Genomic DNA, 14,733 nt, shown 5'->3' with positions numbered 1-14,733 from the left:
GCGGATCACCGCCGGGCCGTGCTGTCGAGCGAAACGACTAGGCGACGCGACGTGCGGTGACGATCGAGTCGGGATCCAGATGCGCGTAGCTGACGGTCTCACCCGACTGCGGCGCCTGGAGAATCTTGCCATCCCCGGCGTACATGGACACGTGGCCACCACCGTTCTGGATGACCAGATCGCCCGGCTTCAGGTCCTGGAAGGCAACCGGCTTGCCGACATGCGACTGTTCGAAGCTGGTACGCGGCAGCTGAATTCCGGCCTGCTTGTACGCCCACTGCACCAAACCGGAGCAGTCGAAGTTCGAAGGACCGGAGGCACCCCACACGTAGTCGGCGCCGATCTTGCTGCGCGCAGCGTCGAGAGCGACATCGCCGACACCGTGCTGCTGCTGCGGCTGGCCGAACATGCCACTCATCGGGTTCTGCGCGGCGTTGGGGATGCTGGGCGCGATCGCCTGCGAGCTCAGCGCCTGCTGAACTCCCTTGATCTGATCCGCGTGATCGGCGAGCACCTGGTTCGCCTGGCTGACCTGCTGGTCGAAATCCGAACCCAGCGGAACGTCGAAGTTGCCGACGCCGGGAACGTTGATCGTGGCCGCCATGGCCGGAATCGCCGGAATCGCACCGGTTGTTGCCGCTACTGCGCCGCAGACCAGCGCACCCTTGACGGAATTCGGCAGCCGAGATTCCCGTTGCAGACTGTGTTTACCCACCGAGCTGAGTCTCCTGTTTCTTCCTTGCCCACGCGCCGACCGGGTTAGCTGACGGGTTCGGACCGGGAAGATTCGGCCCTACCCCATCGACCTTGCGACCGAAGAGGATTCACCCCAGTAACCTGGGTCCCCGGTTCAGCGATCGAGCTGCCCACTCGACTGCTGATTAGGCGGTGACTCAACGGGCCGCCCCTCTAATGAAGCGACATACTCCGCGAAGTCACGAAGAGATTACGACGGCTCGGTGTTGTTGTCCACCCCACACGACGGCGTGTCTGCCCGCGTGTCGCCAAATCGCCAGGACCACCCCCGATTACAGCCCGGCGAATCGATCTGCTATGGAGATCACGACACGGTATCCACGGCGCTGTGCTCGTTATCGAAACGAGTCGCCCGGGCGTTACACCGGCGACCGATTCACTCGACCTCTCCGCGCGGACCGACCGCGCGCTCCAGTTCCGCGATGCGACCCCGCGCGTCCGCCAGTTCGGTTTCCAGCCGGCCCAGAGCGATGACGAGCGGACCGACGGCGAGATCGGCCACCAGTTGCGGATCGTCGTACCCCTGCGCGATCGCGTGCAGGATGTTGTCGCGAATCTGGCGCGCCACGCTCGCTCCGGCGGGTACGTCCCAGGATCCGACGACCTCGGCCACCGTGGGGTTCGGCCGATCGCCGGACTGCTGATCTTCCGAATCGGTGGACATGACCCCTCCTGCGGACATTTCGGACCTCGATCAGCCCCCAGCGTAGAGAGCGCACCGCGCCCGGTCACCCCGCGCGGCGACGGCCATTCGATTGGATAGCGCAATCTAGGACATCCCGTATATATCCCCAGATTTCGGTGCGAACGCGCTACGGTGTCGGGGCATGGACCCCGTGCGGAATCCGTATGCCCCGGGCGCCGGCCAGCGCCCGCCCGAACTCGCCGGGCGCGACAGACAGCTCGACGCGTTCGACATCGTGCTCGAACGCATCTCGCGCGGACGTCCCGAACGCAGTGTGATGCTCACCGGCCTGCGCGGCGTGGGAAAAACGGTGCTGCTCAATCAACTTCGTTCCACGGCCCGCTCGCGCGGGTGGGGAACCGGCAAACTGGAGGCCCGCCCGGATCAGGATTTGCGGCGGCCGCTGGCCTCGGCGCTGCATATGGCGGTACGCCAGATCGCGGTCGCCCATCGCAATCCCGAGATGGTCGACGATTTCCTGGGCATCCTCAAGGCCTTCGCGCTGCGCGCGACCGCCGACAAGGGGATGCGCGAACGCTGGCAACCCGGAATCGACGTCCCGGCCGTCACCGGGCGCGCGGACTCCGGCGACATCGAGATCGATCTGGTGGAGTTGCTCCTCGAGGCGGCCCAGCTGGCCCGCGATATCGGCGTCGGTATCGCCGTGTTCATCGACGAGATGCAGGATCTGGGACCGGCCGACATCTCGGCCATCTGCGGCGCCTGCCATGAACTGAGCCAGGAGACAGCGCCGTTGATCGTGGTGGGCGCGGGCCTGCCACATCTGCCGGCCGCGCTCTCGGCTTCCAAGAGTTATTCCGAGCGACTTTTCGGCTACCACCGCATCGACCGGCTCGATCGCGATTCCGCGGATCGCGCGCTGATCGCGCCCGCCGAGCGCGAGGCGGTGGAGTTCACCGAGGAGGCACTGAAAGCCTTGTACGACAAGGCGGATGGATACCCCTATTTCGTCCAGGCCTACGGTAAGGCCACCTGGGATGTGGCCGCCCGCAGCCCGATCGGCGCCGAGGATGTGGAACTGGCTGCCCCGGCAGCCGAGGAGGAACTGGCGGTCGGCTTCTTCGGCTCCCGCTACGAGCGGGCAACTCCGGCCGAGCGCGAGTACATGCGGGCGATGGCCGATCTGGCCGGCGACGACGGGCCGGTGCCGACCGCGGCGGTCGCCAAGGAGCTGGGGCGCAAACCCGCATCGCTGTCTCCGGCCCGGGACGGACTCATCAAGAAGGGGCTGATCTATTCCGCGGAGCGGGGCACCATCGGCTTCACGGTGCCACATTTCGGGCGGTATCTGCGCGGCGTCCAGTAATTCTTCGTCTTCCGATTTCCCCGTAGGCCTACCGGCGAGTAACTAACTCTCCTACACTCTAATGTGATCCTGGTCACGTTTCGAGGGAGGATCCCATGGCGACAGCCGCGAAAGTTCACGCCACCGAAGAACAGGCCCGCGCACTGGTCGAGGAATCGCGCGAAAGCACCTGGGCCAAACCGTCGTTCGCCAAGCAGATGTTCCTCGGCCGGTTCCGGCTCGACCTGATCCATCCGTATCCACAGCCCGCTCCCGACGACGCCGCGCGGACCGAGGCCTATCTGGAACGCCTGCGGGCCTTCTGCGAGACGTTGGACGGGTCGGTCATCGAGGCCGAATCGAAGATCCCCGACGACTACGTCCGTGGCCTGGCCGAACTCGGCTGCTTCGGGCTCAAGATCCCGCCGGAATACGGTGGGCAGGGTCTGTCGCAGGTCGGCTACAACCGGGCGCTGATGATGGTCGGCTCGGTGCACGCCAGTTTGGGCGTGCTGCTGTCGGCACATCAGTCCATCGGCGTGCCGGAGCCGCTGAAACTGGCCGGCACCGAGGAACAGAAGCGCGAATTCCTGCCCCGGTGCGCGCGGGGCGCGGTCAGCGCCTTCCTGCTGACCGAACCGGATGTCGGATCGGACCCCGCTCGGATGGCGAGTACCGCGACCCCCACCGCCGACGGCGAGGCCTACGAACTCGACGGCGTGAAGTTGTGGACGACCAACGGTGTGGTCGCCGAACTGCTGGTGGTGATGGCGCGGGTGCCGAAGGGTCCGGGCCATCGCGGCGGGATATCCGCCTTCGTGGTGGAGGCCGACACCCCGGGCATCACCGTCGAGCGCCGCAACGCCTTCATGGGTTTGCACGGGATCGAGAACGGCGTCACCCGCATGCACAAGGTCCGAGTGCCGGCGCGCAATCTGATCGGACGCGAGGGCGACGGCCTGAAGATCGCGCTCACCACGCTCAACGCGGGCCGGCTGGCCATTCCCGCACTGTGCACCGCGGCGGCGAAGTGGTCGCTGAAGATCAGCCGCGGCTGGTCGGCGGCGCGCGTGCAGTGGGGCCGCCCGGTCGGTGAGCACGCGGCGGTCGCGTCGAAGATATCCTTCGTCGCCGCAACGGCTTTCGCGCTGGAGGCGGTCCTCGAACTGTCCGGGACCATGTGCGACGAGGCGCGCAACGACATCCGCATCGAAGCCGCACTGGCCAAACTGTGGGCGTCCGAGATGAGCTGTCGCATCGCCGACGAACTGGTCCAGATTCGCGGTGGACGCGGCTACGAGACCGCCGCCTCCCTGCGCGATCGGGGCGAGCGCGCGGTACCGGCCGAACAGCTGGTGCGCGATCTGCGGATCAATCGGATCTTCGAAGGTTCCAGCGAGATCATGCGGCTGCTGATCGCCCGGGAGATGGCCGATGCGCATATGGCCGCCGCGGGCGCGCTCGTGGATCGCCATGCGGCACTGAAGGACAAGGCCACCGCCGCGGTCGGGGCGAGCGGCTTCTACGCGAAATGGTTCCCGCAGTTGGCGGTCGGCCGTGGCACGCTTCCCGCCGGCTACACCGAATTCGGGCCGCTGGCAACGCATCTGCGCTTCGTCGAGCGGATGTCGCGCAAGCAGGCACGCGAACTGATGTACGCGATGGCGCGCTGGCAGGCGAAACTCGAATACCGGCAGGGGTTCCTGGGCCGCCTCGTCGATATCGGCGCGGAACTGTTCGCCATGTCGGCGGCGTGTGTCCGGGCCCAGGCCATGCGCGCCGAGGACAGCCGGGACGCGGCCGCCGCGACGGAACTGGCCGACACCTTCTGCCGCCAGTCCCGGTTGCGTGTCGAGGCCGCGTTCGACGCACTGTGGGACAACACCGACGACGCCGACACCGCGCTGACCCGGCAGGTGCTCGAGGGCCGCTACGAATGGCTGGAGTCGGGCGTGCTCGATCCGAGCGAGGGCACCGGCCCGTGGATCGCGGAGTGGGAATTCGGCCCCTCCACCGAGCACAATCTGCTCACCCCGTTCCTGCCGTCCACGCGCACGGCGGCCGACGTGTAGCGTCCATCGGGAAATCTAGGGCTGTCTAGTTTCAATGATCGAGAGTCATAGATTTCCCGACGAACGTCACTCAGGCGAGATCGCCGAAGAATCTGCGCAGGTCGGCCGCATATGCCCCCGGCTGATCCATCGCGATGAAATGGTGTCCCGCCGGATTACCCTCCGGCCAGTGCACCATCTTCGCGGTGCGCTCGGCGAGCCGGCGGATACCCGGTGCGCCGCTGTACACCCCGGTCGGGACCTGCGCCGAACCGGTCGGCCAGGCGAAGCCGGTGCTGTCGTAGTACGACCACGCCGACGTCCCGAAACTCTGGGTGAACCAGTAGATGCCGACGGTGGTCAGCAGCGCGTCGCGGTCGATCGCCGCATCGAGCGCGCCGGCGGCGCTGAAGTCGGTGTACTTCTGCACCATCCAGGCCAGCGCGGCCGCGGGTGAATCGTTCCATCCGATCGAGAAGGTCTGCGGCGCCGCACGCAGCAGCCCGCGATGATCCACGCCGTTGACCCAATCCGCCGACATCATCGCCTCGTAGCCGGCTCGTTCGGCATCGGTCAGGATCGGCACATCGGCCTCGGTGGGGAAGCCGAGGCCGGCGGTGATGTAGAGCCCGGCCACCCGGTCGGGCGCCGCCTCGGCCATCGCGGTGCCGACGTAGGTGCCCAGGTCGCCGCCCTGCACGCCGTACCGCTCGTAGCCGAGCCGGGCCATCAGTTCCACCCACATCCGGCCGACACGGTCTGCGCTCCAGCCGGTTTCGGCAGGCGCGGCCGAGAATCCGTACCCCGGCACCGACGGTACGACCACATGGAAGGCCCGCGCGGGATCGCCACCGTGCGCCCGCGGATCGACGAGAAGGTCGATGAGGCCGGCGAATTCGGCGAAGGTGTTGGGCCAGCCGTGGTTGAGAACCAGCGCCAGCGCCTCCGGCTCGGGCGAGCGCACGTGCAGGAAGTGCACATCGACACCGTCGATCTCGGTGCGGTACTGCGGGAAGCGATTGAGCCGGGCTTCCTGTTCCCGCCAGTCGTATTCGGTGCGCCAGTAGTCGGCCAGTTCCCGGAGCCGAGTCACCGGGACGCCCCGGCTGCCCTCGGCGCCGGGTAGTTGCGGCGCCCAGCGCGTCCGCTCCAGCCGATCGTGCAGATCGTCGATATCGGACTGCGGAATGTCGATGCGGAAGCCGCGGATCTCTGCGCTCATGAACACCACGCTAGGGGCGATATAGGCCAGTTTCGGCCCTAGTTCCGGGAGTCGGTGTCGAGTTCTTTCTAGCGCTTTCTATAACTCTTTCTAGAGACTGAAATAATCTGACGATTTCCCTCCGGCCGGGTCGTCGGCGAACGAGCGGCAGCAGTTGTACAACTTCTGCATAACACCAGGTTATGGCCGTTAACGCGGCGGCAATCCAATCCGACATCCGGGCAGGTACGGACTCTGCAGGAGGACGTCATGTCCACGACGATCGCCACCCGCGTCACCGTCTGCGCCGACGACGGCACCCCCCTGGCCGCCTGGACCTTCGGTCCGCCCACGGCCTCGGTCACCGTGGTCTTCGTCCACGGTCACTGCCTGCGGACCGAATCCTGGTGGTTCCTGCGAGATCAGCTGTTGCCGCAATGGGGCTCCGGCACCCGGATGGTGTTCTACGACCACCGCGGTCACGGCGATTCCGCCGGTGCCGATCCGATGACCTACACCATCGACCAGCTGGGCCACGATCTCGACGCGGTCCTGCGGGCGGTCGCGCCGACGGGCCCGGTCGTGCTGGTCGGCCATTCCATGGGCGCGATGGTGGTGCTGGCCTACGCTCGCCTGTTCCCGGCCACGATCGGCACCCGGGTGGTCGGCGTCGGGCTGATCGCCGGGGCGGCCGCCGGCATCACGGCGGTGGGACTGGGCCGATTACTGAACCGGCACACCGTGACCTCACTGCGGGTCGCGGTTCAGCGGGCGCCGCGCGCGCTCCAGGTGTCGAAGCGGTTGGGGCGCCGTGTTTTCGAGCCGATGGTGCGGGAGGCGAGTTTCGGCTCCCGGCGGGTGAATCCGCGCATGGCCGCACTCGCCACCGCGATGCTCAACGACACTCCGCTGCCGACCATGGCCTACTTCCTGGATTCACTCATCCACTTCGACGAGACGCCCACCCTGCGCCTGCTGTCGGATCTCCCGGCCCTGGTCCTCGGCGGATCGGCCGACATCATGATTCCGTTCGCGCATTCGGTGGTCCTTGCCGCGCAACTCGGTCGTGCCGAACTGGTCCGGCTCGACGGCGCCGGACACAGCGTGATCCTGGAGCGCGCCGAGGAGGTGGCGGTGGCCGTCGCGGCACTCGTGGACCGCGCGACCGGAACGCCGGCCGTCACCCCCGAGGGTCGTGGAGCCGAGAAGGCCGCGCTTCCGGTTCTCGCGACGCTCGCCGGGATGGAGTCCCCGTCGGTCGCGGCGACCCTGCCGGCCGCCGGATGAGGTTCACGCACCACACCGGGCGCGCAGGTGGCGCGATCTTTTTCCCTCTGCGACGAGCCAGAACGCGAATGATCACGTAATGTGTTGTAGATCACGATGTGCGGTCCGTCACAGATTTGATCTTGCCCTGCGGGCGGGATCCGATCCGGTGATCGGCCCGGAAGCACCAGGAGGTTTCGATGACACGCAGTGAGATCGCCGAACTGCGCTTCGCGGTCGGACAGCTCCGGCAATGCGTCGGCGCGTTGCGCTCCCACTATGGAGATGCCAACTCGGTCCGCCGGCTGGAGAACGATCTCGAACGACTCACCATCGACGCCGAGGAGTTCGAGCACACCCCGCCGCCCGAGGTGGACAGCCGCCGGCAGCAGGAGGTCATCTACGTGCCGGACAGCAAGTCCGACGAGGCGGCGTGGATGGGCGCACAGGACGAGGGCCTCGGCTTCCATTCGAGGCCGCGCACCAAGTAACCCGACGTTCACCAGCAGCACGGGTCGTCGCGGCGGCCGTCCGTCCGCCGCGACGGCGCTGCGGCCCGTCGGTTCCCCACCCCGCCGTATTCGCGAAGAAGGTCCGAAGTAGCTCGTCATTCACTCGTTGCACCGCCGCCGTCGAACGCTCAGAAAATGTGGCGCAAATCATAGGACGGGGCGGCGATAGATCTTGCCTGGACCGGCCTCGAGTCATAGCCCGGTTGTCGTATGGTGCTCAGCATCACATTCGACGCCGGAGGTAACGATGACGTTCCACGGGGTAGACCAGCGAGGCAGCTTGCAGTGAGCGCAGCACCGACACGCGCCCCCGAGGCGGGCACGGGAGTTTTCAGCAAAGGCCGCGCGGCCATTTCGACACGCACTCTGCGTACCGACCGATGGTGGGTCCCCCCACTGCTCACGGTGCTCGGACTGGCCGCATTCATCATCTACGCAACCGTGAGAGCCTTTGTGCGAACGGCATATTGGGTCTCCGACTACCACTATCTGACGCCGTTCTACTCACCCTGCGTGAGTACCTCGTGCGTCGAGGGTTCGAGCCACTTCGGGCACTGGGTCGGCAACCTGCCGATGTGGATTCCGCTCGGTTTCCTGGTGCTGCCGTTCCTACTGCTGTTCCGGTTGACCTGTTACTACTACCGCAAGGCCTACTACCGCGCGGTGTGGTTCTCGCCGCCGGCCTGCGCGGTCGCCGAACCGCACGGCAAATACACCGGTGAGACGCGGCTTCCGCTGATCATCCAGAACGTGCACCGCTACTTCTTCTATGTCGCGGTCGTCGTGTCGGTGGTCAACACCTACGACGCGATCATGGCGTTCCACGGCAAGGACGGTGGCTTCGGCTTCGGCCTGGGCAACATCGTCCTGGTGGTGAATGTCGTTCTGCTGTGGGCATATACGATCTCGTGCCACTCCTGCCGGCATATCACCGGCGGGCGTCTCAAACACTTCTCCGCCCATCCGGTGCGCTACTGGATGTGGACGCAGGTGTCGAAGTTGAACACGCGGCACATGCAGCTGGCATGGACCACGCTGGCCACCCTCGCGCTCACCGACTTCTACATCATGCTGGTCGCCAGCGGGACCATCTCCGATCCGCGTTTCATCGGTTGATTCCGGCGACAGACAACGCCATAGAGCCCCATTCCTCAGTGTCCCAGGAGTATTCGTTTCATGCCTGAAGTCGAACGGCACAAGTACGACGTCGTCGTGATCGGTGCCGGTGGCGCCGGCCTGCGTGCGGTGATCGAAGCACGCGAACGCGGCCTCTCGGTGGCGGTGGTGTGTAAATCGTTGTTCGGCAAGGCCCATACGGTCATGGCCGAAGGCGGATGCGCCGCCTCGATGGGCAATGCCAACGAGAAGGACAACTGGCAGACGCATTTCCGCGACACCATGCGCGGCGGAAAGTTCCTCAACAACTGGCGCATGGCCGAACTGCACGCCCAGGAAGCACCCGACCGGGTGTGGGAGCTGGAGACCTACGGAGCGCTGTTCGACCGGACGCCCGACGGGCGGATCAGCCAGCGCAACTTCGGCGGGCACACCTACCCCCGCCTGGCCCATGTCGGCGACCGCACCGGCCTCGAGATCATCCGCACCATGCAGCAGAAGATCGTCTCGCTGCAGCAGGAGGATTACGCCGCGACCGGCGACTACGAGGCCCGGATCAAGGTGTTCGCCGAATGCACGATCACCGATCTGCTCAAGGACGGCGACGCCATCTCCGGTGCGTTCGGGTACTGGCGGGAATCGGGGCGGTTCGTCCTCTTCGAGACTCCGGCGGTCGTGCTGGCCACCGGCGGGGTGGGCAAGTCCTACAAGGTCACCTCGAATTCGTGGGAGTACACCGGCGACGGTCACGCCCTCGCGCTGCGCGCCGGCGCCTCGCTGATCAACATGGAATTCCTGCAGTTCCATCCGACCGGTATGGTCTGGCCCCCGAGTGTGAAGGGCATTCTGGTCACCGAGGGTGTGCGCGGTGACGGTGGCGTGCTCAAGAACACCGAGGGCAAGCGCTTCATGTTCGAGTACATCCCGGCGGTGTTCAAGGGCCAGTACGCCGAGACCGAGGACGAGGCCGATCAGTGGTTGCGCGACAACGACTCCGCGCGCCGCACCCCGGACCTGCTGCCGCGCGACGAGGTGGCCCGCGCGATCAACGAAGAGGTCAAGGCCGGGCGCGGCACCGAGCACGGCGGGGTGTACCTCGACATCGCCTCCCGGCTGCCGGCCGCCGAGATCATGCGGCGGCTGCCGTCGATGCATCACCAGTTCAAGGAACTGGCCGATGTCGACATCACCAAGGAGCCGATGGAGGTCGGGCCGACCTGTCACTACGTGATGGGCGGTATCGAGGTCGATCCCGACACGGGCGCGGCCACCGTGCCCGGATTGTTCGCCGCCGGTGAATGTTCCGGCGGTATGCACGGATCCAACCGGCTCGGCGGCAACTCGCTGTCGGACCTGCTGGTCTTCGGGCGACGCGCCGGGCTGGGCGCGGCCTCCTACGTCGAACAGCTGGCTCAGCGCCCGGCCGTCGCCGACGCCGATATCGACGCGGCCGCGAAATCCGCACTGGCGCCCTTCGATCCGCCGGCCACGGGGACCGGGGAAAACCCGTACACCCTGCACACGGATCTGCAGCAGACGATGAACGACCTGGTCGGCATCATCCGCAAGGAGCACGAACTCGAACAGGCCATCGGGCGCCTGGCCGAGTTGCGTGAACGCTACGACAGTGTGACCGTCGAGGGCCACCGGCAATTCAACCCCGGCTGGCATCTCGCACTCGACCTGCGAAACATGTTGCTGGTCAGCGAATGTGTCGCGCAGGCGGCGCTGCTGCGCACCGAGAGTCGCGGCGGTCACACCCGCGACGACCATCCGCAGATGGATGCGCAGTGGCGCAATCGGCTGCTGGTGTGCCGGACCGATCCGGACGGTGTCGGCCAGACCGTGCCGCCGGTGACGGTCACCTCGGAGGAACAGAAGCCGATGCGGCCGGATCTGCTCGCCCTGTTCGAGTTGAGCGAGCTGGAGAAGTACTACACCCCGGCGGAGACCGCCGCTCATCCCGCGGCCGCCGAATCATCCGCGAAAGGGGATGAGTAGCAATGGGTTACGATGCCCACTTCCGCGTGTGGCGCGGTGACGACGACAAGGGCGAACTGCAGGACTACACCGTGGAGGTGAACGAGGGCGAGGTCGTCCTCGACATCATTCACCGGTTGCAGGCCACCCAGGCTCCGGATCTGGCGGTGCGCTGGAACTGCAAGGCCGGTAAGTGCGGTTCCTGTTCGGCGGAGGTGAACGGCCGCCCGCGCCTGCTGTGTATGACCCGAATGTCGACCTTCACCGCCGACGAGGTGGTGACGGTGACGCCGATGCGCACCTTCCCGGTGATCCGCGACCTCGTCACCGATGTCTCGTTCAACTATCAGAAGGCCAGGGAGATACCGTCTTTCACGCCGCCGGCCGATCTGAAGCCCGGGGACTACCGGATGCAGCAGCGCGATGTGGAACGCTCGCAGGAGTTCCGCAAGTGCATCGAATGTTTCCTGTGCCAGAACACCTGTCACGTCGTGCGCGACCACGAGGACAACAAGAACGCCTTCGCGGGGCCGCGGTATCTGATGCGGGTGGCCGAGTTGGAGATGCATCCACTCGATGTGGCCGACCGGCGCGAGATGGCGCAGGAGGAGTTCGGGCTCGGCTACTGCAACATCACCAAGTGCTGCACCGAGGTGTGCCCGGAACACATCAAGATCACCGACAATGCCCTCATTCCGATGAAGGAAAGGGTGGTGGATCGCAAATACGATCCCGTCGTCTGGTTGGGTAACAAATTGTTCCGGCGATAATTCGACGGCGGAATCGGCGAAGATATTTTTCGCCGATTCCTCCGTTGATTTCGTCGGTTTCGAATAAGGGAAATCAAGTAGCCGGTCGGTTCGCCGACCGGCTACAACATTGTCACGACTCCGATCGCGACCACCGCGACCAGTGCTCCTACCAGCAGTGACGAGAGCATGGCCCCGGTCAGTACGTAAACCCCGACGGCCGATACCACGAACAACATTCCGACGATCAGATGTTCGACCCAATCACCCGGAAGCAGTTTGCGGTACCGAGGTGGGGTATTTCTCAGCCCGCGATCCATGTAGTTTTGATTACCCGATCACGTCCGGGGTAAACATACATTCGTTGCGGAACGGGTGCGGTTTCGTGATCTGCGGGCAAATATTCGGGGCGCGGATCGGGGTTACGACGCGGCGGCATGCCCGACGTGTTCGCAGGTAGCGAGGCATGAGCGGATACGAAAAGTCCTGTTCTCCCAATATGTTTCGGTGCTGACGATTCGCTGGGAATCGGACGGGATCGGCGATTCCGCCCCGCGCAGCGCCGATCTGATGGATGCTGGGAGTGTGCTCGCAGCGGGGCCCCGGAGTCGGCTCGCCGGGCACAGTCGGGTATCGCATGCAGGAACGAGGAGTCATGGCTGTTCATGTCATCGGGTCGTCGTTGATGACCAGCGAACTTTCGTCCGCTTCGACCGGCCGCGCCGCGACCGGACCACAGGATCCACCAGCTCCACCGCGCCGCCGGTTCGCGGCGGGGGTGTCCGAATGCAACTGACGAATCTGCACATGCCGGTCGCCGGGCTGCTGCGCTGCGGCGCCGATCCGGGCATCATGACCGTCGAACAAGCCCATGCCGCAATGCAACTGCACCTCGACTGCACCGTCGATACGTGCGTGGTCAGGCGGCGGGCGCGGGCGGTGCTGGTCGAACAGGGCCGCTGCGTCCTCGACGATCGGGCCATCCCGTGACCGCGTTCGCCGGGGGCGGCGCCCGGCATGCCGCCCACCGGCCCGCACGGCACCGGGTCGGCGGCGGATACCGCGCGGCCGGCCGGTTACCGGAGACCCGGCCGCTGCCCGTCGGTGGCGCCCACCGCCCACGCCATGCCCGCCGCAGCGGACCGGATCTGTACGACCGCATCGTTCTCGCGATTGCCGGTTGGCTGCTGGCGATCCGGATCGCCTTCGTCGGCGAGCATGTGATCGACGAGGTCTAGTGGCGCGCGCCGGACGCTCGGGGATGACGTCCGGCGCCTCCGGCCGCGCCGCCGCCCGGCCCTGAAGAGACGGGGGTTGCGGGTCGCGCCGATCCACCTATTCTTCTCGGTAACGGGCGGGGTCCGCGTGTCCAGGTTCCTGCACGACCGAGAGGAACCACATGGCCCGCAACCAGTACGCGGACGAACGCTGGCCCGAGGTCCCCGAGGAGGAGTACTGGGCCGACGAGCCGGTCCCCGCGGACGACCGCTGGGATCCGCCACCGCCGCGACGGGCCGCCAATCCCCGAGTCGCCGAACCGTCCGACGACCGGTGGGAAACCACACCGAACCGGCGCCGGCCGGCGGCCGAAGCCGAGGACGATCGCTGGGACAGCGCACCCAATCGCCGCCGCACCGGCCGGCTGCGGGTCGAGGTGCCGCCGATCGTCAATCCGTACGCGATCGTGGCACTCGTGGCCGCGCTGCTCGGATTGTTCCCGGTGGCAATAGTATTCGGGCTGATCGCCTTCAGCCATCCGCGCGGGCGGGTGATGGCGATGTCGGCCCTGTTGCTCGGCCTGGCCGAGGTATTGGTTCTGGCTGCGGCGCTGGTGCTTTCGGGCGTCACCCTGCCGCACACCACGCTGGGCACGGTTCCCGCCGCACTCAGCACCGACACCGTCACCTCGAATACCGCCGCCTCCCGGACCGTCGCACCGACGACCGTGGTGACACCGCCGCCCACCCCACCGGCCACCACGGCCGCACCCGCCGGGCCCGTCTCGGCGGCCAAGGGAGAGGTGTGCACGCAGGCCCAGGCCGGTTTGATCGGGTCCGCGACCGACGGCACCACCCTGCTGTGCCTGCACGGCAGCAGCGGCTATCGCTGGACCGGGCCGTACTCGGTGTCGACGGCGGTATACGAGGGCGGCGCGAAATGCGACATCGGTCTGGACAAGACGGCCCGCACCCCGGACGGGCACGCGCTGGTCTGCGAAGGACAGGGACGCAGCAGTATCTGGTCGCTGTGGGTGGAATAGCGGCGCGTACCGTTCTCTCACAGCGAATGTTCCGAGAGGTACAGGAGGACCGCCAATGGCTGAACGCGTTGCCGTCGTCACCGGCGCGGCACGAGGCATCGGGGCCGCGATCGCGACCCGGCTGGCTCAGGACGGACTGAAGGTGGGCGTACTCGACCTGGACGCGGCGCACTGCGCCGATACGGTCCAGGCGATCACCGACGCCGGCGGCCGGGCCGTCGCGCTGGGCGCCGACGTCTCGAACGAGGATTCGGTCGCCGCCGCGATGACGCAACTGGCCGACGAGCTCGGACCGCCGACCGTCCTGGTCAACAACGCCGGCATCCTGCGTGACAACCTGCTGTTCAAGATGAGCGTCGACGACTGGGACGCGGTGATGAACGTCCACCTGCGCGGCGCCTTCCTCATGAGCCGGGCGGTGCAGAAGTACATGGTCGACGCCAAGTGGGGTCGCATCGTGAACATGTCGAGCAGTTCGGCGCAGGGCAACCGCGGCCAGGTCAACTACTCCGCGGCCAAGGCCGGTCTGCAGGGCTTCACCAAGACCCTCGCGCTGGAACTCGGCAAGTTCGGTGTCACGGCCAATGCCATCGCGCCCGGCTTCATCGTCACCGACATGACCGCCGCGACCGCCGAGCGGGTGGGCGTGCCGTTCGAGGACTTCCAGAAGGCGGCCGCCGCCCAGATTCCGGTGCAGCGCGTGGGCCGGCCCGAGGATATCGCGCACACCGCGTCGTTCCTGGTCAGCGAGGGCGCCGGCTTCGTCTCCGGACAGGTCGTCTACGTCGCCGGCGGTCCGCTGGACTGAGCTCGCCCGTGGCCGGTACGGCGTGCCCGGTAGCGTCACCTGC

15 protein-coding genes and 1 riboswitch are annotated in these 14,733 nt (G+C 66.6%); of the genes, 11 read left to right on the top strand and 4 right to left on the bottom strand.

Translation table 11 applies throughout. From position 1 onward, the window contains the following. Nucleotides 1-37: 37 nt before the first annotated feature. Nucleotides 38-715 carry a C40 family peptidase gene (locus NK1_RS36035; RefSeq protein WP_063905996.1) on the bottom strand — a complete coding sequence of 226 codons (678 nt, stop codon included), beginning with the start codon at nt 713-715 and terminating at the stop codon, nt 38-40. Nucleotides 716-733: 18 nt separating this feature from the next. Then, nucleotides 734-898, bottom strand: a riboswitch (cyclic di-AMP (ydaO/yuaA leader). A gap of 234 nt (nt 899-1,132) precedes the next feature. Continuing rightward, a complete protein-coding gene (locus NK1_RS13750; protein WP_063008900.1) occupies nt 1,133-1,420 on the bottom strand; it encodes a hypothetical protein in 288 nt (95 codons plus the stop codon). A gap of 163 nt (nt 1,421-1,583) precedes the next feature. Between NK1_RS13750 and NK1_RS13745 the strand changes: the two genes are divergently transcribed. Both NK1_RS13745 and NK1_RS13740 read left to right on the top strand, forming a co-directional pair. Beyond that, nucleotides 1,584-2,768 (top strand): ATP-binding protein, encoded by a 1,185-nt coding sequence (locus NK1_RS13745; RefSeq protein ID WP_063008899.1) that lies wholly within the window; start codon nt 1,584-1,586, stop codon nt 2,766-2,768. Between the two features lie 95 nt (nt 2,769-2,863). Further along, nucleotides 2,864-4,819, top strand: a complete 1,956-nt coding sequence (locus NK1_RS13740; protein WP_063008898.1) for an acyl-CoA dehydrogenase family protein — start codon at nt 2,864-2,866, stop codon at nt 4,817-4,819. A 70-nt stretch (nt 4,820-4,889) separates the two neighbouring features. On the opposite strand, the gene NK1_RS13735 is transcribed toward NK1_RS13740, so the two are convergent. Further along, nucleotides 4,890-6,020, bottom strand: a complete 1,131-nt coding sequence (locus NK1_RS13735) for an epoxide hydrolase family protein (protein ID WP_063008946.1) — start codon at nt 6,018-6,020, stop codon at nt 4,890-4,892. Between the two features lie 249 nt (nt 6,021-6,269). On the opposite strand from NK1_RS13735, the gene NK1_RS13730 reads away from it, so the two are divergent. The 5 genes from NK1_RS13730 to NK1_RS13710 all read left to right on the top strand — a co-directional run bounded on the left by NK1_RS13730 (nt 6,270) and on the right by NK1_RS13710 (nt 11,643). Further along, nucleotides 6,270-7,286 carry an alpha/beta fold hydrolase gene (locus NK1_RS13730; RefSeq protein WP_063905995.1) on the top strand — a complete coding sequence of 339 codons (1,017 nt, stop codon included), beginning with the start codon at nt 6,270-6,272 and terminating at the stop codon, nt 7,284-7,286. Nucleotides 7,287-7,465: 179 nt separating this feature from the next. Further along, on the top strand, nt 7,466-7,756 hold the full coding sequence (locus tag NK1_RS13725) for an Rv0250c family protein (RefSeq protein ID WP_062966450.1): 291 nt from the start codon (nt 7,466-7,468) through the stop codon (nt 7,754-7,756). Nucleotides 7,757-8,062: 306 nt separating this feature from the next. Further along, complete coding sequence (gene sdhC, locus NK1_RS13720; RefSeq protein WP_063008897.1) at nt 8,063-8,893, top strand: succinate dehydrogenase subunit SdhC; 831 nt, start codon at nt 8,063-8,065, stop codon at nt 8,891-8,893. A 60-nt stretch (nt 8,894-8,953) separates the two neighbouring features. Beyond that, the gene (locus tag NK1_RS13715; RefSeq protein ID WP_063008896.1) at nt 8,954-10,894 is read left to right on the top strand and encodes a fumarate reductase/succinate dehydrogenase flavoprotein subunit; all 1,941 of its coding nucleotides are present in this window, start codon (nt 8,954-8,956) and stop codon (nt 10,892-10,894) included. Between the two features lie 2 nt (nt 10,895-10,896). After that, nucleotides 10,897-11,643: a succinate dehydrogenase/fumarate reductase iron-sulfur subunit gene (locus tag NK1_RS13710; protein ID WP_063008895.1), complete on the top strand. Its 747-nt coding sequence runs from the start codon at nt 10,897-10,899 to the stop codon at nt 11,641-11,643. A 101-nt stretch (nt 11,644-11,744) separates the two neighbouring features. Here NK1_RS13710 and NK1_RS13705 read toward each other — a convergent pair whose 3' ends face one another. Next, nucleotides 11,745-11,942, bottom strand: coding sequence for a hypothetical protein (locus NK1_RS13705; RefSeq protein ID WP_036507263.1), 198 nt, complete (start codon nt 11,940-11,942; stop codon nt 11,745-11,747). Nucleotides 11,943-12,408: 466 nt separating this feature from the next. Between NK1_RS13705 and NK1_RS13700 the strand changes: the two genes are divergently transcribed. The 4 genes from NK1_RS13700 to fabG all read left to right on the top strand — a co-directional run bounded on the left by NK1_RS13700 (nt 12,409) and on the right by fabG (nt 14,690). Continuing rightward, nucleotides 12,409-12,612 (top strand): hypothetical protein, encoded by a 204-nt coding sequence (locus NK1_RS13700; RefSeq protein ID WP_036507264.1) that lies wholly within the window; start codon nt 12,409-12,411, stop codon nt 12,610-12,612. Further along, complete coding sequence (locus tag NK1_RS13695) at nt 12,609-12,860, top strand: hypothetical protein (RefSeq protein ID WP_063008894.1); 252 nt, start codon at nt 12,609-12,611, stop codon at nt 12,858-12,860. The genes NK1_RS13700 and NK1_RS13695 overlap by 4 nt, the downstream gene beginning before the upstream one ends. Nucleotides 12,861-13,021: 161 nt before the next feature. Continuing rightward, complete coding sequence (locus tag NK1_RS13690; protein ID WP_063008893.1) at nt 13,022-13,882, top strand: DUF4190 domain-containing protein; 861 nt, start codon at nt 13,022-13,024, stop codon at nt 13,880-13,882. 55 nt (nt 13,883-13,937) lie between these two features. Then, on the top strand, nt 13,938-14,690 hold the full coding sequence (gene fabG / locus NK1_RS13685; RefSeq protein WP_063008892.1) for a 3-oxoacyl-ACP reductase FabG: 753 nt from the start codon (nt 13,938-13,940) through the stop codon (nt 14,688-14,690). The last annotated feature ends 43 nt before the right edge of the window (nt 14,691-14,733 follow it).

Origin of the sequence: Nocardia kruczakiae NBRC 101016 (assembly GCF_001612965.1) — a bacterium.
GTDB lineage: Bacteria > Actinomycetota > Actinomycetes > Mycobacteriales > Mycobacteriaceae > Nocardia > Nocardia kruczakiae.
This window is presented reverse-complemented; position numbering and strand designations above follow the sequence as displayed.

Excerpts from the sequence above, each read along its gene's own strand:
- NK1_RS13750 (WP_063008900.1), bottom strand. The coding sequence starts at position 1,420 with ATGTCCACCGATTCGGAAGATCAGCAGTCCGGCGATCGGCCGAACCCC.
- NK1_RS13745 (WP_063008899.1), top strand. The coding sequence starts at position 1,584 with ATGGACCCCGTGCGGAATCCGTATGCCCCGGGCGCCGGCCAGCGCCCG.
- NK1_RS13740 (WP_063008898.1), top strand. The coding sequence starts at position 2,864 with ATGGCGACAGCCGCGAAAGTTCACGCCACCGAAGAACAGGCCCGCGCA.
- NK1_RS13735 (WP_063008946.1), bottom strand. The coding sequence starts at position 6,020 with ATGAGCGCAGAGATCCGCGGCTTCCGCATCGACATTCCGCAGTCCGAT.
- NK1_RS13730 (WP_063905995.1), top strand. The coding sequence starts at position 6,270 with ATGTCCACGACGATCGCCACCCGCGTCACCGTCTGCGCCGACGACGGC.
- NK1_RS13725 (WP_062966450.1), top strand. The coding sequence starts at position 7,466 with ATGACACGCAGTGAGATCGCCGAACTGCGCTTCGCGGTCGGACAGCTC.
- NK1_RS13715 (WP_063008896.1), top strand. The coding sequence starts at position 8,954 with ATGCCTGAAGTCGAACGGCACAAGTACGACGTCGTCGTGATCGGTGCC.
- NK1_RS13710 (WP_063008895.1), top strand. The coding sequence starts at position 10,897 with ATGGGTTACGATGCCCACTTCCGCGTGTGGCGCGGTGACGACGACAAG.
- NK1_RS13705 (WP_036507263.1), bottom strand. The coding sequence starts at position 11,942 with ATGGATCGCGGGCTGAGAAATACCCCACCTCGGTACCGCAAACTGCTT.
- NK1_RS13700 (WP_036507264.1), top strand. The coding sequence starts at position 12,409 with ATGCAACTGACGAATCTGCACATGCCGGTCGCCGGGCTGCTGCGCTGC.
- NK1_RS13690 (WP_063008893.1), top strand. The coding sequence starts at position 13,022 with ATGGCCCGCAACCAGTACGCGGACGAACGCTGGCCCGAGGTCCCCGAG.
- fabG (WP_063008892.1), top strand. The coding sequence starts at position 13,938 with ATGGCTGAACGCGTTGCCGTCGTCACCGGCGCGGCACGAGGCATCGGG.